Annotated in this window: 13 protein-coding genes; 5 read left to right on the plus strand and 8 right to left on the minus strand. The window is 69.6% G+C overall.

What is annotated here, in order from left to right; all coding sequences use genetic code 11:
- Window positions 1–15: 15 nt before the first annotated feature.
- On the plus strand, window positions 16–1,668 hold the full coding sequence (locus NS4_RS13585) for a (2,3-dihydroxybenzoyl)adenylate synthase (RefSeq protein ID WP_063059872.1): 1,653 nt from the start codon (window positions 16–18) through the stop codon (window positions 1,666–1,668).
- Between the two features lie 47 nt (window positions 1,669–1,715).
- Here NS4_RS13585 and NS4_RS13590 read toward each other — a convergent pair whose 3' ends face one another.
- The 8 genes from NS4_RS13590 to NS4_RS13625 all read right to left on the minus strand — a co-directional run bounded on the left by NS4_RS13590 (window position 1,716) and on the right by NS4_RS13625 (window position 15,492).
- Window positions 1,716–1,958, minus strand: coding sequence for a phosphopantetheine-binding protein (locus tag NS4_RS13590; RefSeq protein WP_063059873.1), 243 nt, complete (start codon window positions 1,956–1,958; stop codon window positions 1,716–1,718).
- An 11-nt stretch (window positions 1,959–1,969) separates the two neighbouring features.
- Entirely contained in the window at window positions 1,970–2,809 is an 840-nt protein-coding gene (locus tag NS4_RS13595) for a siderophore-interacting protein (protein WP_063059874.1), read from the minus strand.
- The gene (entS, locus tag NS4_RS13600) at window positions 2,809–4,146 is read right to left on the minus strand and encodes an enterobactin transporter EntS (RefSeq protein ID WP_084487194.1); all 1,338 of its coding nucleotides are present in this window, start codon (window positions 4,144–4,146) and stop codon (window positions 2,809–2,811) included. Before entS ends, NS4_RS13595 begins: the two co-directional genes overlap by 1 nt.
- The gene (locus NS4_RS13605; RefSeq protein WP_063059875.1) at window positions 4,143–5,141 is read right to left on the minus strand and encodes an ABC transporter substrate-binding protein; all 999 of its coding nucleotides are present in this window, start codon (window positions 5,139–5,141) and stop codon (window positions 4,143–4,145) included. Before NS4_RS13605 ends, entS begins: the two co-directional genes overlap by 4 nt.
- Window positions 5,142–5,266: 125 nt before the next feature.
- A complete protein-coding gene (locus NS4_RS13610; RefSeq protein ID WP_063059876.1) occupies window positions 5,267–12,379 on the minus strand; it encodes a non-ribosomal peptide synthetase in 7,113 nt (2,370 codons plus the stop codon).
- Between the two features lie 152 nt (window positions 12,380–12,531).
- Window positions 12,532–13,377, minus strand: coding sequence for an ABC transporter ATP-binding protein (locus NS4_RS13615; protein ID WP_063059877.1), 846 nt, complete (start codon window positions 13,375–13,377; stop codon window positions 12,532–12,534).
- 7 nt (window positions 13,378–13,384) lie between these two features.
- On the minus strand, window positions 13,385–14,464 hold the full coding sequence (locus tag NS4_RS13620) for a FecCD family ABC transporter permease (protein WP_084487196.1): 1,080 nt from the start codon (window positions 14,462–14,464) through the stop codon (window positions 13,385–13,387).
- Window positions 14,461–15,492 carry an iron chelate uptake ABC transporter family permease subunit gene (locus tag NS4_RS13625; protein ID WP_063059878.1) on the minus strand — a complete coding sequence of 344 codons (1,032 nt, stop codon included), beginning with the start codon at window positions 15,490–15,492 and terminating at the stop codon, window positions 14,461–14,463. The genes NS4_RS13620 and NS4_RS13625 overlap by 4 nt, the downstream gene beginning before the upstream one ends.
- 572 nt (window positions 15,493–16,064) lie before the next feature.
- Between NS4_RS13625 and NS4_RS13630 the strand changes: the two genes are divergently transcribed.
- The 4 genes from NS4_RS13630 to NS4_RS13645 all read left to right on the plus strand — a co-directional run bounded on the left by NS4_RS13630 (window position 16,065) and on the right by NS4_RS13645 (window position 19,737).
- Window positions 16,065–16,709: an MspA family porin gene (locus NS4_RS13630; protein WP_063059981.1), complete on the plus strand. Its 645-nt coding sequence runs from the start codon at window positions 16,065–16,067 to the stop codon at window positions 16,707–16,709.
- Between the two features lie 66 nt (window positions 16,710–16,775).
- Window positions 16,776–17,438 carry an MspA family porin gene (locus NS4_RS13635; protein ID WP_063059879.1) on the plus strand — a complete coding sequence of 221 codons (663 nt, stop codon included), beginning with the start codon at window positions 16,776–16,778 and terminating at the stop codon, window positions 17,436–17,438.
- A 340-nt stretch (window positions 17,439–17,778) separates the two neighbouring features.
- Window positions 17,779–18,321: a YaeQ family protein gene (locus tag NS4_RS13640; protein ID WP_063059880.1), complete on the plus strand. Its 543-nt coding sequence runs from the start codon at window positions 17,779–17,781 to the stop codon at window positions 18,319–18,321.
- A 141-nt stretch (window positions 18,322–18,462) separates the two neighbouring features.
- Window positions 18,463–19,737 (plus strand): MFS transporter, encoded by a 1,275-nt coding sequence (locus NS4_RS13645; RefSeq protein WP_063059982.1) that lies wholly within the window; start codon window positions 18,463–18,465, stop codon window positions 19,735–19,737.
- Window positions 19,738–19,746 lie beyond the last annotated feature (9 nt).

Below are 19,746 nucleotides of genomic sequence, written 5' to 3' on the forward strand. Positions count from 1 at the left end.
GGAAAGAGGTGCTCCATGCCATCGCCCGCCCTCCCCGGTTTCACACCGTGGCCGCCGGACCTGGCCGACCGGTATCGCACCGAAAAATATTGGACCGGTGACACTTTCGGTGGCCTGCTGACAGCGCGCGCCACGACGAACCCGGAAGCGATCGCAGTCGTGGACGCCGCGAACCGCTGGACCTACGCCGAACTCGAGCACCGGTCCCGGTCGCTGGCCACTGGATTCGCCCGGCTCGGCATCCGGCCGCGCGACCGCGTCCTGGTCCAGCTGCCCAACCGCGCCGAATTCGTCGAAGTGATCTTCGCGCTCTTCCACCTGGGCGCTCTGCCGGTGTTCTGCCTGCCCGCGCACCGGGAGGCCGAGCTGATCCCCATCGCCACGGCGAGCGGAGCCGTCGCGATGGTCACCTGCGCCCGGCATCAGCGGTTCGACCATGCCGCACTGGCCGAGACGGTCCGGCGCGAGGTCGAGACCCTGCGGCACGTATTGCTGGTCACCGACGATCCCGCACACGAATTCGCCGCGGGCGCCGCGGACCTCGCCGACTACCGGGACGAGCCCGGCGAGCTCACCGAGCCGGACGCCGGGGATGTCGCCTTCCTGCAGTTGTCCGGCGGCAGTACCGGAATTCCCAAACTCATCCCCCGCACCCACGACGACTACCTCTACAGCGTGCGGCGCAGTGCCGAGATCACCGAACTGGGTCCCGATACCGTCTATATGGCGACATTGCCTATCGCGCACAACTTCCCGATGAGTTCCCCGGGCATCCTCGGCGCGCTCTACGCGGGCGGCACCGTGGCCATGACCCCCGACCCGACCCCCTCGACGGCGTTCGCGGCCATCGAGCGTTTCGGTGTCACCATCACCGGCCTGGTCCCGCCGCTGGCGCGGCTGTGGGTCGAGCGGGCGGAGAAGGGCGGCGAACTCCCCGATCTGTCCAGCCTGAAGGTGGTCCAGGTGGGCGGCGCCCGCTGCCCGGACGAACTGGCCCGCCGGATCGGTCCGGCGCTGGGTGTCACCCTGCAGCAGGTGTTCGGTATGGCGGAGGGACTGGTCTGCTACACCCGGCTCGACGATCCGATCGACGTGGTGGTCGGCACCCAGGGCCGGCCGATGTCGGATTACGATCGGATCAGGATCGTCGACGACGCGGACGCGGACGTCGCGCCGGGCGCCGACGGGAACCTGCTGACCCAGGGCCCGTACACGATCCGCGGCTACTACGACAATCCCGAGGCCGATGCCCGCAGCTTCACCGCGGACGGCTGGTACCGCACCGGCGATATCGTCTCGCTGCGGCCGGACGGGAACCTGGTCGTGAAGGGCCGGGCCGGCGATTGGGTCAACCGCGGCGGCGAGAAGGTGTCGGCCGAAGAGCTCGAGGCCCATCTGCTCGAACATCCCGGGATCCGGGACGCGGTGATCGTCGGGACCCCCGATCCCGTACTCGGACAGCGTATCTGCGCCTTCGTGCAACCCCTCGATCCCGAGGCGCCGCCCACGCTGACCACGGTGCGCACTTTCGTCCGGGAACGCGGTATCGCGGCCTGGAAGATGCCGGACGCGGTGGTCACCGTCGCCGATTTCCCCGAGACCGGAGTGGGCAAGACCAGCCGCCGCGAGCTGCGCCGACTGCTCGCCGAGGGGCACCGCACCGCGTGAGCCCCGATGCCGCGGACCGCGCCGGGCGCGCGGTCCGCGGTGCCCGGTCACGGGCACAGCACCTCCAGCCAGGACTCCAGAACGGGGTCACCGGCCAGCATCAGCGGGTCGACGGTCTCGTGCCCCTCCGACCGCCATTTCTCCACCAGTTCCATGATGCGCACCGAATCCAGTCCGGCGTCGAGCAGATTGGTGTCGGTGGACAGTTCCTCCGGCGCCACGCCCAGCAGATCGGCCACATCGCGGATGAAGTGGTCGCGGTCGGCCACCGCGGTCGGCTCGTTCGTCATCTCTGTCCTCCTCATTCCTCGCGGTCGAAATCCGCGACTCCGTGCTTCCAATAGCCGGCGATCAGGCAATCCTTCGCCGGCACACCGAGTTCGCCGCGCACCCATTTGCGGATCGGCCGCAGCTGCCCGGCTTCCCCGGCGACCCACGCGTAGACGTTCTGGCTCTCCGGGACGGTGACCGTGCGGATCGCCTTCTCCAGCAGGTCGCCGGTGCCGGCCCGCGCGTCGCCCCGGTGCAGCCAGCGGACCTCCACCCCGACCGGGGCCGCCAGTTCGATCTCCTGGCTCTCGTCGGCCACTTCGACGAACACCCAGCCGGTCTTCTCGCGCGGTAGCCATTCCAGCCAGCGGGCGATCGCGGGCATGGCGGTGATATCGCCGGCGAACAGGTAGTTGTCGTAGCTGGTGGGCACCACCACGCCACCGGGCGGGCCCGCGATGTGGATGCGGGTGCCCGGCCGCACGGTCAGCGCCCAATCCGAGGCGAGACCGCCGGGATGCAGGGCGAAATCGATATCGAGTTCTCCGGCCGCCGCGTCGTAGCGGCGCACCGTGTACTCCCGTGAGATCGGCCGCGGTGCCGGCCAATCCAGGGACAGGCCGTCGGGGATCGGCAGCCGCAGCGTGCCGTCGGTATCCGGGAACACCAGGCGCACGTGCTCGTCGGGCACATAGCTGTGGAACCCGTCGAGTTCGGGGCCCCCGAAGGTGATCCGGATCAGCCCCGAACCCACCGGGGCAGTGCGGATCACCTCCAGCTCCCGCAACCCGATCGGATAACCGACCTTCGCGCCGTGCGTGCCGGCGAGCACCTCGGCGATCCGCTCACGGTAGGCTCCGCGATCCACCATCACACTCCGTCCTTCTTCTCCTCGACCACGATCCCGGCGGCCTTCTCTTCGACGATGTTGCCGCCGACCGGGACCTGCGCCGGCGGCGGTGGTTGCGGCGGCCCGCCGGCGGGCGCGGTGAGCCCGTACAGCGGCCACACCAGCACCAGCGCGAACACGAAAAGCACCAGTACCGCCGCCCCGTAGACGACCAGCGCGGTACCGGGTTCGACCAGATTGCCGATCGCACCGGCCGCCATGGAGCCGACCGCGGTACCGGCCACCGACTGCACCATGAGCAACCCCGACATCCGCCCGCGCATATCCTCGGGCGCGTTCTGCTGCAGGACCGCGTAGCGCAGGATGCCGTTGACCGCCCGGGCGACGCCGAACGCGGCCAGTCCGAGGAAACTCCACGCGGCCTGCGGCCAGATACCAGCCATGACCAGGCCGAGCGGCATGAGCGCCAGCGAGCCCAGCAGCACCAGTCCGTTGCGCCGCGTGCGGCCGATCCAGCCACTGGTCAGCGATCCCAGGACGGCACCCGCGCCGGGCGCGGCGTAGAGCAGGCCCAGGGTGGCGGGGCCCGCGTCCAGGGCCCGGTCGGCGAATGCCGGGAGCAGTACCAGGGGTCCGCTGACCAGCATGGCGAGCAGTCCGCTCACCAGTACCGCGCGAATAACGTTGTGCCGCACGGCGAACGCGATACCGTGACCCAACTCCACAAGTGGGTTTCGGATCTCGCGCGGCGGCGGCGGGGCGGCCCCGATGGCCCGGATGAGCGATACCGTGCCCACGGTCGCCGCCGCGGCGGCGAAGAACGCGAAGGACACCCCGATCCGGGCGATGAGCACCCCGGCGATCGCCGGCGTGATCATGGTGCCCAGGTCGGAGGTCAGCGTGGTCAGCGCGCCGGCGGCCGGGACCTTCTCTCGCGCCACCAGCATGGGCACCAGCGCCATCATGGCCGAACCGCTGATCCCACCGGCCAGGCCGTCGGTCACCGCCGCGGCGTAGATCACCGCGAGGAACGGGTCGGGCAGCAGCGCGTTCACACCCAGCGCCAGGAACGCCAGACCCGCCGCCGACCGGGACAGCGAGATCACGGTGCGCCGGTCGTACCGGTCGGCGATCACCCCGCCGCCGAGACTGCCCACGAACAGCGCCACCGCCATGGCCGTGGAGACCCCGGCGACATGCAGACTCGAGCCGGTGAGCTCGTAGACCTGCACCGGCAGGGCCACCATCAGCAGGCCGATGCCGAGAACGGAGACCAGTCGCGCGCCGAAGGCAGCGCGGAACCGCCGGCTCTCCCGCAACGGAGAGATATCGATGAGGAGGCCGGCGGGGGCTTTCACTGGAACTGCTCCTGGATCAGGTCGAGGGTGTCCATGACGCCGCGGTAGTCCGGCCGGTAGCTGGTGGCCGGCAGTTCGTAGACCTTCTTGTCCTTGAAGGCGGGCAGCTGCGCGTACAGCGGGTCCTTCGCGAGATCGGCCGCGCTCTTGGCACCGCTGAGCGGCACGACGAACACCACGGGCGCGTCCACGACCTTGGTCAGCAGTTCGGGGCTGAAACCGAACCAGTCTGCCGAGGGGTTCAGCTCGGGGTTACCGGCCTTGGCGAGTACCTGGTCGTCGGCCTTGAAACCCAGCTCGGCGAGCAGCGTCGGCAGCGCGGCGTTCGGGAGGATCATCTTCGGCTGCCCGTCGGCGGCGGACTGGAAGTAGCCGACCTGCTGTTCGGGGACCTTGATCGCCGCGGAGACCTGCTTCACCTTGTCGTCGTAGGCCGAGATCAGGTCGGCGACCTTGTCGGTGCGGTTGACCACATCGGCGATCTGCTTCAGCTGATCCTGCCAGCCGGTGACATTGCCGGGCAGCAGTACCGTCGGCGCGATCGCGCTGAGCTGGTCGTATGCGTCCACCGACTGTTTGGCCGGGAAGCCCTGGCCGCCACCGATGATCAGGTCGGGCTGCAGCGAGGCGACGAACTCCACGTTCACGGCCTGTCCCACCGGCACCATCTGGGTGCCCTGCTCCTTCGCGGCATCGGCCCAGGTCTTCGGGAAGTCGGCATTACGGCCGCTGACCCCGAGCACCCGCGGGTCCGCCGCGGCCACCGGAACGTCGAGATCGTAGAGGTAGCCGGCCAGCGCGCCGTTGAGCACCACCACCCGCTGTGGATTCGCGGGAACCTCGATGGCGCCCTTCTCGGTCTGGACCGGGCGGGTCCCGGAGGCGGCGGCGGGTTCGGCATCGGAGCTACAGCCCGCGACCGCGACCACCGCGACGAACAGACCGACCACGAGGCGTAGCCAGGCCGCGAAGCGACTGTGGGATAACAGCGACATAGGTGTTCTACTTTCTTTCTCGAATCGCCGGGGTACCGGATGGTGCCGCGGCGAGGTCTCGATGTCGGGGGCGCACCGGGATCGGCGTCGCGGACGCGCGGTGTGATCGGTGCCGGGGCGCACGGTCAGGTCCGCAGGGCCGGTTCGGTGTCGAGCAGTGCGGCGACCTCCGACCAGCCGTCCTCGGAGACGATCCCGAAATGGGTGTAGGGCAATCGGCGCGAGGTGATCCGCGCACCGGCGGCGCGCCAGCCCGACAGCTGGGCGGCGACCCGCGCGGCGTCGTCTTCGCCACCGGGATCGGCCGCGTACAGCGCCATCGGCCCGGCGTAGCTCGGCGTCCCGGAGACGGTGACCATACGCAGCAGCTCACTCGCCGCGCCACGGACGAGCGCCGCGAGATCCGGTGTGTCCTCGGGTAGTTCGGGCAGCAGGGCGGCCAGGCGGTCCGGATCCGCGAGTGCCTCGGTGGCCTGTTCCGCCAGATTCGGCAGTGGATGCGAATCGACCAGACCCACGAACGCGACCTCCGCGCCGCGTTCGACGAGTGCCGCGGCGATCGCGTGCACGATATTGCCGCCGAGTGAGTACCCGAGCAGGTGGTAGGGGCCCCTGGGCTGGATTTCGCGAATGGTCGCCAGATAACGCGTGGCGAGTTCGTCGATGGTCGTGGCGCCCGATTCCGCGCCCCGTAGCGCCGGCAACTGTAATCCGATCAACGGCCGATCGGCGCGCAGCCGGCGGGCCAGCGGGGCGAACTGCCAGGCGGTGCCGCCCACCGGATGCACACAGAACAGTGGTTCGGCGCAGCCGCGGGGACGCAGTTCGAGCACATGGTCGAGGCGCCGGCCCAGCATGGCGATCTCCTCGGAGGGCGTGGCGGGATCCGCTTCCCGAGCCGGGACGGCCTGCGGTGCTGCCACCGGGGCGGCACCGTCTATCCGGGCCGCCAGCGCCCGCGCGGTGGGCGCCTCGAAGATATCGTCGACCACCACCTCGTGACCCGCCCGGCGCAATCGGCCGACCAGCCGGACCGCGGTGAGCGAATGACCGCCCGCGGCGAAGAAATCGTCGTCCGGGCCGATGGCCGCCACGCCGAGCACCGCGGCCATGGCCTCGAGCACCGGCCCGGCGGCGGCGGAGAGCGTCGGATCCGCGACCGCGGTGACGGCGACGACAGGGGGTTCCACGGGATAGTCGGGAACCGGTAGCGCCTTACGGTCCAGTTTGTCGCTGCTGGTCATCGGAATCTCGTCGAGTTCCACGAAGGCCGCCGGAATCATGTACTCCGGCAGGGCTTCGCGCACCGTGGCCCGCACCGCGTCGACGTCCAGGCCGGCGCCGGCCCGGGTTCGCAGATAGGCCACCAGGCGCTGATCGCCGGGGTTGTCCTCGCGCAGGATCACCGCCACCTGGGCGATCTCGGGGCGACGCAGGATCGCCGACTCGATATCACCGAGTTCGATCCGCTGTCCGCGCAGTTTGATCTGGCTGTCGGTGCGGCCCACGTACTCGAGTTCGCCGGCGGCGCCCCAGCGGACCAGATCGCCGGTGCGGTACATCCGTTCGCCGCTGCCTGCGGGGTCGGCGACGAAGGTCCGGGCGGTCTGCTCCGGGCGGTGCAGATATCCGCGGGCGAGCTGGACCCCGGTCAGATACAGCTCCCCGATCTGTCCGGACGGCACCGGACGCAACCTCTCGTCGAGCACCCGCACACCCGCGCCACCGGGCGGACGGCCGATCGGGACCGTCACGGTGTCGGCGTCGTCGGTCGCGTGATAGGTGATGCAGACCGCGGCCTCGGTGGGGCCGTACAGGTTGTTCACCCGGGCCCCGGTCGCGCTCCGGAACCGCTGTGCCGTCGCGGGCGGCAGCGGTTCGCCGCCGGTGAACACACAACGCAGCGCGCCGCACCCGGACAGATCGCTTTCCTCGGCCGTGGTGGTGAGCATGGACGAGGTCATCTGGATCGCGGTGACCCGTTCCTCGGCCATCAACCGTGCCTGATAATAGGGGTCGCGGTGACCGTTGGGGCGCGCCACCACGATCCGGGCGCCCACCAGCAGCGGCAGGAAGATCTCCAGCAGTGAGGCGTCGAAGGTCGCCGGGGTCCGGTACAGCACGGTGTCACCGACCCCGAACCCGTGCTGTTCCTGCAACCAGGCGAAGGTGTTCACGATGGCCGCGTGCGGGACCGTCACGCCCTTGGGCACACCGGTGGAGCCGGAGGTGAACAGCAGGTAGGCCGCATTGTCCGGCCGCAACGGCGCGAGCCGGTCGGCGTCGGTGAGCGCGGTGTCCGCGAAATCCGCGGTGCCGAGCGTATCGACGGAAACCACGGGCGCCCGGCCGGTTTCGAAGGCGTCGGCGGCCGTGGTCAGTACCAGCGCAGTCGCGGCGGCCGCGAGGATGGTGTCCACGCGTTCGGCGGGCTGCCCCGGATCCACTGGCAGGTACACCCCGCCGGCCCGGCAGATGGCATGTGCCGCGATCACCTGATCGGCGCAGCGCCGCATCGCCACCGTCACCACGGTTTCGGGACCGATGTCGCGGGCGACCAGCCAGCGGGCGAGCCGGTTGGCGCGGGCCTCGAATTCGCGGTAGGCGATCGTCTCGCCGTCGACCGTGATAGCGGGCGCAGCGGGATCGAGCGCGGTATGCGGACCCCAGTCGGCCATGGTGCGGCCGCGGGTGTCCGGGTGACGGGTGGCCGCCAGCACGGCACCGGCGGTGGCGCCGGGTTCGTCGACCAGGGCGGTCAGTACCGCACCGAGCCGGGCCGCCATCCGGGTGGCGGACGCGGCGTCCACCGCGCCGGGGTCGTGGTGCAGCATCAGGCGGAACCGGTCGCCGGGCAGAGCCGTCACCGTCACCGGGTAGTGGGTGAGGCTGTGCACCGTCACACCGGCCACCCCGACCTCATGCGATTCATTGCCCCGCACACCGGTCTTCGGGAAGTTCTCGTAGACCACCAGTGTGTCGAACAACCGGCCGATTCCGGCCGCCCGTTCGACCGTGGCCAGGCCCAGATAACCGTGGCTCTGCAGGTCGAGCGTGGTCTGCTGGAATTCGGCGAACTGAACGGCCGTGGGCCGCGCTGGGTCCAGCGTCAGCCGGACCGGGACGGTGTTGCTGAACAATCCGACCATCCCCGCCACACCGGGCAGCTCGCTCGGCCGACCCGACACCACCGCGCCGAAGACCACATCGTCGCGACCGAGTCGCTCGGCCAGTACCAGCCCCCACGCACCCTGCAGCAGGGTGTTCATGGTCAGCCCGTTGGCCCGGCCGAACGATTCGAGCGCGGCCGCGGTCTCGAGGGCGAGCGGCACATCCAGTCCCACCGCGGCCGACCGCGGTCCGGGCGTACCGACCAGGCTCGGCGCGGACAGCCCACCCAGGTATTCGGCCCAGCGGCGAACGGCCGCGGCGCTGTCGCGGGCGGCGAGCCAGGCCAGATAGCTGCCGTAGTAGCCGGGTTCGGGTAAGCGCTCGCCGTGGTAGAGGGCGAGCATCTCGCGTAGCACGATCGGCACCGACCAGCCGTCGGCCAGCAGATGGTGGGCGGTCAGCACCAGTCGGTGCGCGGTATCGGAGAGCCGGATGAGCAGTGCCCGCAGCAGCGGCGGTGCCGCGATATCGAAGGTCTGCGCGCCGGCCCGCTCCTCCAGCTCCAGCGCGCCCGCCGCGGCCGCCGCAGGCGACCGGTCGCGCAGATCCTCGACCCGCCAGGCCACCTGTGGTGTCCGCGGGATCACCTGCACCGGTCGGTCGAACTGCTCGTAGCGGAACGCCGCGCCCAGGTTCGGGTGCCGTCGGAGCACCGTCGTGAACGCCGCACCCAGCCGCTGCGGATCCAGCGGACCGGCCAGTTCGAAACGAGCGGTGAGCGTGTAGACATCGGCCTCGCCGTCGCGCAGGGCGTGGAAGAGCAGCCCCTCCTGTAGCGGGGAAAGCGGTAGTACATCGGCGATCGGCCCGTACGCGGCGGTCAATTCGGCGGCGTCGTCCGACGGGAGCGCTATCGAGACGGCGGCTGCGTGGGGCGGCTGCTCCGCTTCCGGAACCGCCGGGCCGGCGCTTTCGGCCGCCGCGGCCAGATCGGCCAGACTGCGGCGGGTCAGCATGTCCTGCGGGGCCATGACCAGTCCCCGTTCCCGGAGCCGGGTGCAGACCCCGACCGCGGTGATGCTGTCCCCTCCGGCGCCGAAGAAGTCGTCGTCGATATCGACGGTCGCGCCGCCGAGCAATTCGGCGACCACCTCGGCCACCGCGCGTTCGGCCGCGGTGGCCGGCGCGCGTCCACCGGCCGGTTCGGCCGGATCGGGTAGAGCGGCACGGTCGACCTTGCCGTTCACCGTCCACGGCAGTTCGCCGAGCACTACGATGCGGGTCGGGACCATCGGGTCGGGCAGCGATTCGGCCAGCCGGTTGCGTATTCGGGCCCCGAGATCGCCGGGGCCGCCGCCATCCGGCACTTCCCGCGCCGGCACGACGTAACCGACGAGACTCGCCCGCCCCGCGATATCCCGGATATCGGCGGCCGCCGTCGCGACCTCCGCAAGCCCGCTCAGCGCGGCCTCCACCTCACCGATCTCGATCCGGTGCCCGCGAATCTTCACCTGGGCATCGGCGCGGCCGGAATAGGAATAACCGCTACCGGGCTCCCAGCGCGCCAGATCGCCGCTGCGGTACATGCGTGACCCCGGCGGGCCGAAAGGATCGGCCACGAAGCGCGCAGCAGTGATTCCGGGTGCGCCCAGATAGCCCTGCGCGATGCCCGCGCCCGCCAGGTACAACTCACCGGGCTGTCCGTCGGCCACCGCTTGGATACCGTTGTCCAGGAGATAGGCAGCCACCCCGGGCAGCGGCACACCGATATGCGGGTCCGGACCGCGTACCGGCGCGCCGATGGCGTCGACGGTGGCCTCGGTCGGGCCGTACAGGTTGACCGCGGTGATCCCGGCGCGCTGCACCTGCTGCCACAGATCGGGCGGGCAGGCTTCCCCACCCAGGACGAGCAGCCGCGGCGCCAGCTCGGCCAGCCCGTGTCCGAAGAGCGCGGCGGCCAGCGTCGGGGTCCCGTCCACCACCTCGATTCCGTCGGTCCGCAACGCCGCGACCAGCGCCGCGGGATCACGCCGGATCTCGCTGTCGTACAGGTGGATCCGATGACCGTCGAGCAACCACAGCAGTGGGTCGAGAGCCGCGTCGAAGGCGAAGGACGTCGTATGCGCGACCGCAAGCCGCCGCCCCCCGGCCCGTTCGACGGTCTCGGCATAGATCCCGGACCGGTGCCCGGCCACCAGCTGCGCCAGCGCGGTGTGGTCGATCACCACACCTTTCGGCGTACCGGTGGAGCCGGAGGTGTAGAGCACATAGGCGGGGTGATCACCTCGGAGGGTCCCGGTTTCGGCCGCGGTCGGCGGTGTGCCCGGATAACCGCGCAACGCCTCGCGCACCGGGTCGCTGTCGAGGACCACTGCCGGCCCGCCGAGGGCGCCGGCCAGGGCGCTGTCGGTGAGCACCAGGACCGGGACGGCGTGGTCGATCACGGTCTGGAGCCGGGGCACCGGATATTCGGGGTCCAGCGGCAGATACGTGCCGCCCGCCCGCCATACGGCCAGCAGCGCGACCACGAGATCCGCGGTCCGCGGTAGCGCGACACCCACGAGCCCGCCCGGTGTCACGCCCCGGTCCCGCAGGTACCGGGCCAGCCGATACGCCTGCTCGCCGAGTTCACCGGCGGTGTAGCGCTGTGTTCCGCTGACGAGGACCGTGGCGTCGGCGTACTCCGCGACCATCCGGTCCAGCGCGACGGGCACCGGTTCGGCGGTGCCCGCGGCCGGTGGTCCGCTGCGCGCGGCCAGCAGGCGGGCGCGCTCGTCGCGATCGATGAGTTCCAGGCTTCCGACGGCCACCTTGTCCAGTTCGGTGAATGTCTCGATCACCCGCACCAGACCCGCCACCCGGCGGTAGGCGGTCTCCGGATCATTGGTCCGGGCATCGCATTCGAAGCCGAGCAGCACCGATTTGTCGGGGAGCGGCGTCACTACCAGTCCCAGGTCCTCCGGCGGACCGCCGGCCACGTTCCGTAGCACCCCCTTGGCGCCGTCGAAGTCGAGGGCGAAATCGAAAACCTTGAGGTTCATGCCGATTCCGTGCAGCAGTTCACCCGCCCCGAAACCGCTGAGGTCCCGCGCCAGATCGGCACCGCTGTAGCGCTGATGCCTGCGCATCTCCCGTAGTGTCTCGGCGACCCGTACGCCGAGTTCGCCGACGGTGTCGTGGGCGTGCACGGTCAGCCGCAGCGGGAGCACATTGACCGCCATCGCCGGGGTACTCAGCGCGACCCGGCCGACCCGGCCCATCATCAGCATCGAGAGCACGACATCGGAATTGCCCAGCAGCCGCTGGACATAGGCGGCGTAGCAGGCGATCAGGCCGTCGGCCCAGGTGATCCGATAGCGCTCGGTGCAAGTGCGCAGCCGCTCCAGCGTTTCCACCGGCAGGATCGCCTCGGCGCGGATGGTGCGCTCCACCGCGCCGCCGAGGGCGGTTCCACGGCCGTCGAGCGACGGTGCGGGACTGAGCTGTTCGCGCCAGTAGTGCTGGTCGGCGGTGAATTGTTCGCTGTCGCGGTAGTTCTGTTCGTCGGCGACCAGTTCGGCGATGGTGCCGAAGGTGGCCGCGGGGGGTTCCGCGCCCCTGCGCAGCGCGGTGTAGTGCGCGGCGACCCGGCGCGACAGCAGCGCCGCGCTGTAGCCGTCGACGATCAGGTGGTGGTACAGCTGCACACACCAGACCTCGGAGTCGGTGAGCCGGATCAGCGTGTAGTTGTACAACCGCCGGTCCACCATGCCGCGGCACCGCTGCGCCGCCTGATGACGTTCCAGTGCCACCGCCTCGTGGGCGAGCGAATGCGGTTCGGCCGCGCCGCGCAGGTCGATTATCGGTTGCAGTACGGCGGGTTCGTCGCAGACGTACTGCCGTGGCCCGGCGGCGGTGTCGCGGAAACGCAGCCGCATGTTCTCCGCCTCCGCCACCGTGCGGCGGATCGCCTCGACCAAGGCCGCGACGTCGATCGGGGTGTCGCCGGAGATTTCGAGGACCTCACCGACCAGATAGCGCCCGGAGTCCGGATCGAACAGCTGTGCGTTCCATATTCCCAGCTGCGGGCCGGTGAGTGGTAACCCGGGATCGCTGGCCTTCGAGGCATCCTGCTCTGCCGCCGGCACGGCAACTCCCTTCGCTGTGAACCACTTTCGGTGTGGTGCCGTTACCGGTCCCTCTATCGACCGGCACGACACGCAACCACAGTTGAGGTTAGCCTAACCTTTATTGAAGCGAAACATCTATCAGGAAATAGGACCTGTCCAATTTGTCGTATTCAGCCCGCGCGCACCGCGTTCCCCGCCAGCGGAACCACCAGCGGCGCCCCGGTTTCGGGATCGTCGATCACCCGGCAGCCCAGGTCGAACACCTGCTGCACCAGTTCGGCGGTGACGATCTCGCGCGGCGCTCCGGCCGCGACCACCGCCCCGTCGCGCATGGCGATCAGATGATCGGCGTACCGGAACGCGTGATTGAGATCGTGCAGGACCGCGACCACCGTCCGCCCGGTCTCCCGGTTCAACTCGCGGCACAGATCCAGCAGCTGGATCTGGTGGGCGATATCGAGAAAAGTCGTCGGTTCGTCGAGCAGCACGATCGGCGTCTCCTGCGCGAGCACCATCGCGATCCAGACCCGCTGCCGCTGGCCGCCGGACAATTCGTCCACCAGCCGCCCGGACAGTTCGGCCACCCCGGTCGCGGCCATGGCCGCGGCGACGGCCTCCTCGTCACGCCGCGACCACTGCCGGATCAGCGACTGATGCGGATACCGGCCCCGGGCCACCAGATCGGCGACCCGGATCCCCTCCGGCGCGGTCGAGGTCTGCGGCAGCAGTCCGATCCGCCGGGCGACCTCTTTGGCCGGATAACTGCCGATCTGTTTCCCGTCGAGCAGCACCGCACCGGATTCGGGCGCCAGTAGCCGCGACAGTGCCCGCAGCAGTGTGGATTTCCCGCAGGCGTTCGGGCCGATGATGACGGTGAAGGTGCCGTCGGGAACGCCGACGGTCAGTTCGTCGCTGATGACCCGGCTGCGGTAGCCCAGGCGCAACCGGTCGGCGCGCAACCTGGCGGGCGCGGCAGCCCCGTCGGCGGCGCTGTACCCGAGTTTTTCGTCCACCATGATTCCCTCAGTTCCGTCGAGCCTCGGCCACCAGCAGATAGGCCAGATAGGCGCCACCGATCGACGCGGTCACCACCCCGACCGGCAGGGTGGTCGGCGCGAACGCCCGGCGTGAGATCCAGTCGCAGACCACCAGCAGCAGTGCCCCCATCGCCGCGGCCGGCAGGATGGCGGTCGTGGGTGTGCGCGCCAGGCGCCGGCCCAGTTGCGGCGCGGCCAGCGCGACGAACGCGATCGGGCCGGCCACCGCGGTGCCGACCGCGGTGAACGCGACACTGAGCACGGTCAGCACCAGACGGGCCCGACCCGCCCGGATCCCGAGTGCCTGCGCCGCGTCGTCCCCCAGCTCCAGCACCTGCAACCGGTAGGCGGCGGGCACCACCACAACGGCCAGGATCGCCAGTACGACCAGAGCCGGCACGATTTCGTCCCAGGTGAGCCCGTCCAGCGTCCCGACGCCCCACGCGGCGGCCGACATCGCCTCGTCGAGGTCGGCACGCAGGATGAGCCAGGTGTTGACCGCGGCCAGCATCGCGCCGACCCCGATACCGACGATGATCAGCCGGAAACCCTTGACGTTCTGCCGGAAGGCCAGCAGGAAGATCGCGAGCGCGGTGAGCAGCCCACCGCCCAGCGCACCGGCCGCGGTGGCGTAGTAGCCGCCACCGGACAGCAGCACCAGCAGCGCACCGGTGTAGGCGCCGGAGTTGAACCCGACGATATCCGGGCTGCCCAGCGGATTCCGCGTGACCGACTGCAGGATCGCGCCGCTGATCCCGAGTGCCGCACCGAGCACCAGCGCCATGAGGACCCGGGGCATCCGCCATTCCCGCACGACCAGTTCGTCGCCCCCCACCCCGTTACCGAGCAGCGCACGCACCACCCGGTCCGGCGGAATCGCGAAATCGCCGGTGCCCAGCGCCAGCAGCGCCACCACGCAGGCGGCGGCCAGCAGCACGATCGTCACCACGAGGCCACGCACGCCGAAACGGGTACTCCCACCGCGCACACGCAGCACCCGCACCGACCGGCCGAAATCGATGGTCGTGGCGGTGCCGAATCGCGGCGGTTTGCCCACAGTGGTCACGACTGCCTCATCTCCGAGCGGCGGGCCAGCCAGATCAGCACCGGCGCGCCCAGGAACGCGGTCACCACACCGGCGGACAGTTCGTCGGGCGGGATGGCGATCCGGCCCACCACATCCGCGAAGAGCACCAGCGCGGGCGCCAGAACCAAGGAATAGGCGACGATCCAGCGGTGGTCGGGGCCGACGATCCAGCGCGCGATATGCGGCACCGCCAGGCCCACGAAGGTGATCGGGCCGACCGCCGCGGTCGCGGTACCACAGAGCAGGATCAGCGCGAGCGCGGTACAGGCGCGGGTCCGGGTCACGTGCACGCCCAGCGCGCGGGCCAGATCGTCGCCCAGCGCCACGGCATTGAGCGAGCGGGAAGCGACGAAGGCCAGGATCATCCCGGCCACGACGAAGGGCGTGGCGCCGGCGAGAACGTCGTAGCCGCGGCCGGTCAGCGCACCGGCATCCCACTGCCGCATCTTGTCGAAGGCGGTCGAGTTCAGCAGGATCAGCCCCTTGGTGACACCGGTCAGCACGGCGGTCACCGCGACCCCTGCCAGGGTGAGCCGAATCGGATCGGTCCCGCCGCGCCCGACGGTCCCCAGCCGATACACCGCCACCGACACTACAGCGGCGCCCGCGAAGCCGAACCAGACATAGGAGGCGATCCCGTCGGCGCCCAGATAGGCGACGGCGATCGCGATGGCGAAGGCAGCGCCCGCGTTGATGCCGAGCAGACCCGGATCGGCGAGCGGGTTACGGGTCAGGCCCTGCATCAGACAGCCCGCGACCCCCAGCGCGCTACCGGCGAGCAATCCGAGCAGCGTACGGGGTAGGCGGTATTCGCTGATGACCAGGTCATCGGGCGAGCCATCGGGCTCCCACAGTGCACTAATGATTTCCGTGATCGGAATATGGGCCACCCCGACCCCGAGGCTCAGTAAGCAGGCGATTACCAGGACGACTACTCCCAGCAACCATCCAGACCACCTGCGGACACCCACATGTGTGTGGTATTCATAGGACGAACCGGCAGTCATGAGGCGGTGTCACACCTTCTGTGCATCGAATCGTCCCTTCCGGTCCGTATGACCTAGGTCACTGTCATTGCTCACAAAAGTTGTTAACAAAGCTTTATAGTGAGGGAAGGCTAACCTAACCGAAGACGGGCTGGCAACAGACTGCGCCGACACCGCACCCACGGTGTCCGCGAGCGGATCTCGCCCCGAACGGGGCGCTTATCCGTCCGGCGCAACGACGCACGAGCGAGAGGTGTGAGGGATGTGGACTCCGACGCTGCTGACGCCCGTGCGCCTGCTCTCCCTCTCGCCGCACAGTTTCCGGCCGAATCCGGCCGGGTTGCAAGAAGATGGACAGGATGAGGGATAGATGATGCAGCCATTCGTCACCTGATCGCCCAGGAAGACGATCCGACACCACCGGTGGGTTCTCCGTAACCCCCGGATTTCACCTGCGATTGCGCAGTAATACACCCGAACCGTGGCCTACGCGCGTGCGCGTACAGGCCCGGGGATCACTGCTGCCCTTTTCGCCGGACGGCACCGTCCGGCCGAAATACGGCGACAATTCGCAAAACCATGAGGGAACCACGATGAATATCAAGTCGATTGCTGCCACCGCGGCGATGACGGCGGCGGTACTGGGCGTCGCCGGAGGCATGGCGAATGCCGACACCTTTGTGCCGCTTCCCGGCGGCGAAAAGCTCGGACCCGGCGTGAAACTGAGCCGTGTCGACGAGAGCGCGCTCATCTCTCCATCGCTGTCGGCCAACGGCGCCGGCCGGGTCGCCTGGCTGAGCGGCCGGGTCTTCGCCGACGTCAGCCAGACCCCGGAGGGCACCCCGGGCCCCTGGAAGGGCCCCACCAACGCCCCCGGCACCAACAACTCCTCCACCCACGGTGCCTCCAGGGTCAGCGCCGGGTACATCGTCGGCTGCCAGGTCAGCATCGCCGACAACGCCATCTCGGCCGGCATAGGGGCCAGCGTGAGCACCACCAGCCTGGGCGCCAGCGGCTCGCTCGGCATCAAACTCGGCCCCGGCGACGTCAAGTTCATCAATGTCGAAGGCGTCGATATTCCGAAGCCGGGCGTGTACTGGGTCGACTACAAAGATGTCGAAATCCAGATCGAAGGCTGCGGCGGTTACGCGCAGGCCCGCTCCTACGCCGTCGTCGAAATCATCGGCGACCATTATTCGAAGACCACCCTGTACGGAGCTCCGTTCAGCATCGGCTGACGCACGTCGTATCTGGTCGATCAAATCCGTCGCTGAACGGAATTCTTTTCCGAGAGGGAAATTGTCATGTCTGTCATCAAGAAAAGTGTCGTACGGGCCGCGAGCCTGGCGGCGGCGTCCGTGGCCGCGGTCGGCCTGTTCTCCACCGGCGCGGCCAATGCCGACACCTTCGTGCCGCTGCCGGGTGCCGAGCTGAACCACACCCTGCCCAACGGCCTGAGCATCACCGCCCGGATCGCCAACGAGTCGGCGCTGATCAACCCGTCCATGGGTTCGACCCCGCTGCACCGCAACGCGTGGGTCTCCGGTAGCGCGCAGGTCGAGGTGCACGGCCCGCACAAGGGCACCAAGATCACCCCGGGATACGTCGTGGGCTGCCAGGTCGATATCAGCGGTGGTGCCGGCAACGCCGGAGCCGATCTGACCCAGTCCGGTGAGAACCTCAGCGGCAAGCTCAGCTCCGGTGCCAACCTGACCCTCGGCCCGGGCCAGGCCACCTCGTTCCTGCTGCTCGATATCGAGAAGCCGGACGTCTACGGCGACGAAGGCCATACCTTCGCCATCAAGTTCACCGGCGCCAACGGCTCGGTGACCTGGTCGGATTCCACCATCGGTCTCAACGGCTGCGCCGGTTACGCCCAGGCCCGCTCCTTCGTGCGCGTCGAGACGACCACCGAGCAGGGCATTTCCGAGTTCCGCGTGTGGGGTCAGCCCTTCAGCCTCGGCTGATCCCGACCCGACGGATCCGCTCGACGACGGTAGCCCCGGCCCGCCGGCCGGGGCTGCTGCCGCGTACGCACCGGGCCGTGCACGCGAGACGCCACGTTCCCGGCCTTCCGGTTCGCCGACCCCGGGGCTGCAACACCGTCGCATCACGAGACGTTCGGGTCCCGGCGTATTTGTGACACTGCACAAGAACACTTGCCGCGGCCGAGGCATTCCCGGCGCCTGTGCCCACACCTCCGTCTCCGCGCGGCCGTGCGCTCTCCGCGTACCTCCGACTCCGCTCGGGCCGTACGCAGATCGGCATGAGACTTCGCCCGGCCGCGTTCGTTAGGCTGACCGTCCTATGGCTACCGGCGCGACTCTGCACACTGTCACCCTGCACCTGTCCGATATCGACCGGGGCGTCTACCAGGAGCTGGAGTTGCGGATGGCCCGGCACCCCTCGGAAACCACGGAATTCCTGATCACACGCCTGCTGGCCTACTGCCTCGAATACACCGACGGCATCACCTTCAGCGACGGCGGCGTATCGTCCACCGATGAGCCGGCGGTCCTGGTCCGCGATCTCACCGGCCGGATCACCGCGTGGATAGAGATCGGCGCCCCCGATGCCGACCGCGTGCATCGCGGCAGCAAACTCGCCGAGCGGGTCGCGGTGTACACCCATCGCGACCCCGTCAAGGTGCTGGCGCAGCTGACCGGCAAACGGATCCATCACGCCGCGAACATCCCGCTCGTCTCCTTCGACCGTGCCTTCGTCGAGGCCGCGGCGGCAGCCCTCGAACGCCGTAATACGGCCACCGTGTCGGTGACCGAACGCCAGCTCTATCTCGAATTGAACGGCACTTCGCTCGATACCCCGATCGCCGAACAGCGCCTCGCGTGAGCCCTGCGGCCCGGCTACCGAACCGCCTGCGCCCCCTGCCGGTTTCCGGCTCGGCGGTTCACTCTCCCTGATCATGGTGGCGAGGCGATATCGGCGGGAAGTTCCACACTGCGCTCCGTCCGCGTGCGGCACCCTCGGATGATGCGCACCGGCGCCCACCCGCCCGAGGGGCCCGCCGGCTCCCGGCCGGATACCGCCGGGCGGCTCCCACCCGACTTCTACCGGCTCTGGGGCGCGTTCACCGCCGGCCAACTGGGCAGCGCCATCGGCGCGGGCGCGCTCCCGCTGGCGGCGATCCTGCTGGTCGGCGCCTCCGATCTGCAGGTATCGCTGATAGCGGCGTACGCCGGGGTCGCCGCGGCAGCCATCGTGCTTCCGCTCGGCCCGTTCCTGGAGTTCCGGCGTAAACGCCCCGTCATGGCGGCAGTGGGCATCACGGCGTGCGCTGCCCTGATCTCGGTACCGATCGCCGCCCGGTTCGGCGTGCTCACCTACGCGCACCTGTGCGTGACAGCGGCGGTACAGACCCTGTGCGCCGTCGTCTTCAACGCCGCGCGCGACGCCCACCTCAAATCCTTTGTCCCCCAGCAGCACCGGGTCCGCGCCGGCAGCCGGCTGGAGACCACCTTCTGGACCGCGACCACGCTGGGCGGGCCGGTCGGCGGACTGCTGGTCACGGTATTCGGGACGACGACCACGCTGATCGTCGATTCGCTCGGGCATCTGGTGTCGGCGCTCGGCATCCGCCGGCTCCGCACGCCCGAAACGCCGCCCGCACAACGGAAAAGTAGTCGCCTCACCACAGCCGGGATCAGGGCCGGCTGGACCTACCTCTTCGCGCACCCCACCCTGCACCGGCTGTTCTGGAACGCCATGCTCTTCGGCGGTTCACTCGTGCTCATCTCGCCGTTGCTGGCGTTGCTCATGCTCCGCGAATTGGGTTTTCCGCCCTGGCAGTACGGGCTGGCTCTCGGAGTGCCGGGGCTCGGCGGACTATTCGGATCGTGGTGCGCGCCGCGGCTCGTCGCCCGGTTCGGCGCACACGCTGTCCTGCTCGGATCCGGCACGCTGCGCACCTGCTGGCCCGGACTGCTCGTGCTCGCCGGACGCGGCCCATTCGGGCTCGCCGTCATCCTCGTCGCCGAGACGCTGCTGCTCTTCTGCGCCGGAGTGTTCAATCCGGTGTTCGCCGCCTATCGCATGAACCACACCGCCGACGACCATATGGTGCGCGTAGGCACCGCCTGGTCGATCAGCGCCAGATGTGTCCAGCCGGCGTTCATCGCCCTCGGCGGCGTACTCGCGGCCGTGATCGGCGTGCGCGCGGCGATCGGTGTCGCGGCGCTGGCGCTGCCGGCCAGTGCGGCTCTCCTGCCCTGGGGTGGCGCGCACGAAGACCAGAAGCCACCCGGGTGACCGGCGAAT

It is taken from the genome of Nocardia sienata NBRC 100364 (assembly GCF_001613205.1).
Classification (GTDB): domain Bacteria; phylum Actinomycetota; class Actinomycetes; order Mycobacteriales; family Mycobacteriaceae; genus Nocardia; species Nocardia sienata.

Excerpts from the sequence above, each read along its gene's own strand:
- NS4_RS13590 (WP_063059873.1), bottom strand. The coding sequence starts at position 1,958 with ATGACGAACGAGCCGACCGCGGTGGCCGACCGCGACCACTTCATCCGC.
- NS4_RS13635 (WP_063059879.1), top strand. The coding sequence starts at position 16,776 with ATGTCTGTCATCAAGAAAAGTGTCGTACGGGCCGCGAGCCTGGCGGCG.
- NS4_RS13640 (WP_063059880.1), top strand. The coding sequence starts at position 17,779 with ATGGCTACCGGCGCGACTCTGCACACTGTCACCCTGCACCTGTCCGAT.
- NS4_RS13605 (WP_063059875.1), bottom strand. The coding sequence starts at position 5,141 with ATGTCGCTGTTATCCCACAGTCGCTTCGCGGCCTGGCTACGCCTCGTG.
- NS4_RS13585 (WP_063059872.1), top strand. The coding sequence starts at position 16 with ATGCCATCGCCCGCCCTCCCCGGTTTCACACCGTGGCCGCCGGACCTG.
- NS4_RS13615 (WP_063059877.1), bottom strand. The coding sequence starts at position 13,377 with ATGGTGGACGAAAAACTCGGGTACAGCGCCGCCGACGGGGCTGCCGCG.
- NS4_RS13595 (WP_063059874.1), bottom strand. The coding sequence starts at position 2,809 with ATGGTGGATCGCGGAGCCTACCGTGAGCGGATCGCCGAGGTGCTCGCC.
- NS4_RS13630 (WP_063059981.1), top strand. The coding sequence starts at position 16,065 with ATGAATATCAAGTCGATTGCTGCCACCGCGGCGATGACGGCGGCGGTA.
- NS4_RS13645 (WP_063059982.1), top strand. The coding sequence starts at position 18,463 with ATGCGCACCGGCGCCCACCCGCCCGAGGGGCCCGCCGGCTCCCGGCCG.
- NS4_RS13625 (WP_063059878.1), bottom strand. The coding sequence starts at position 15,492 with ATGACTGCCGGTTCGTCCTATGAATACCACACACATGTGGGTGTCCGC.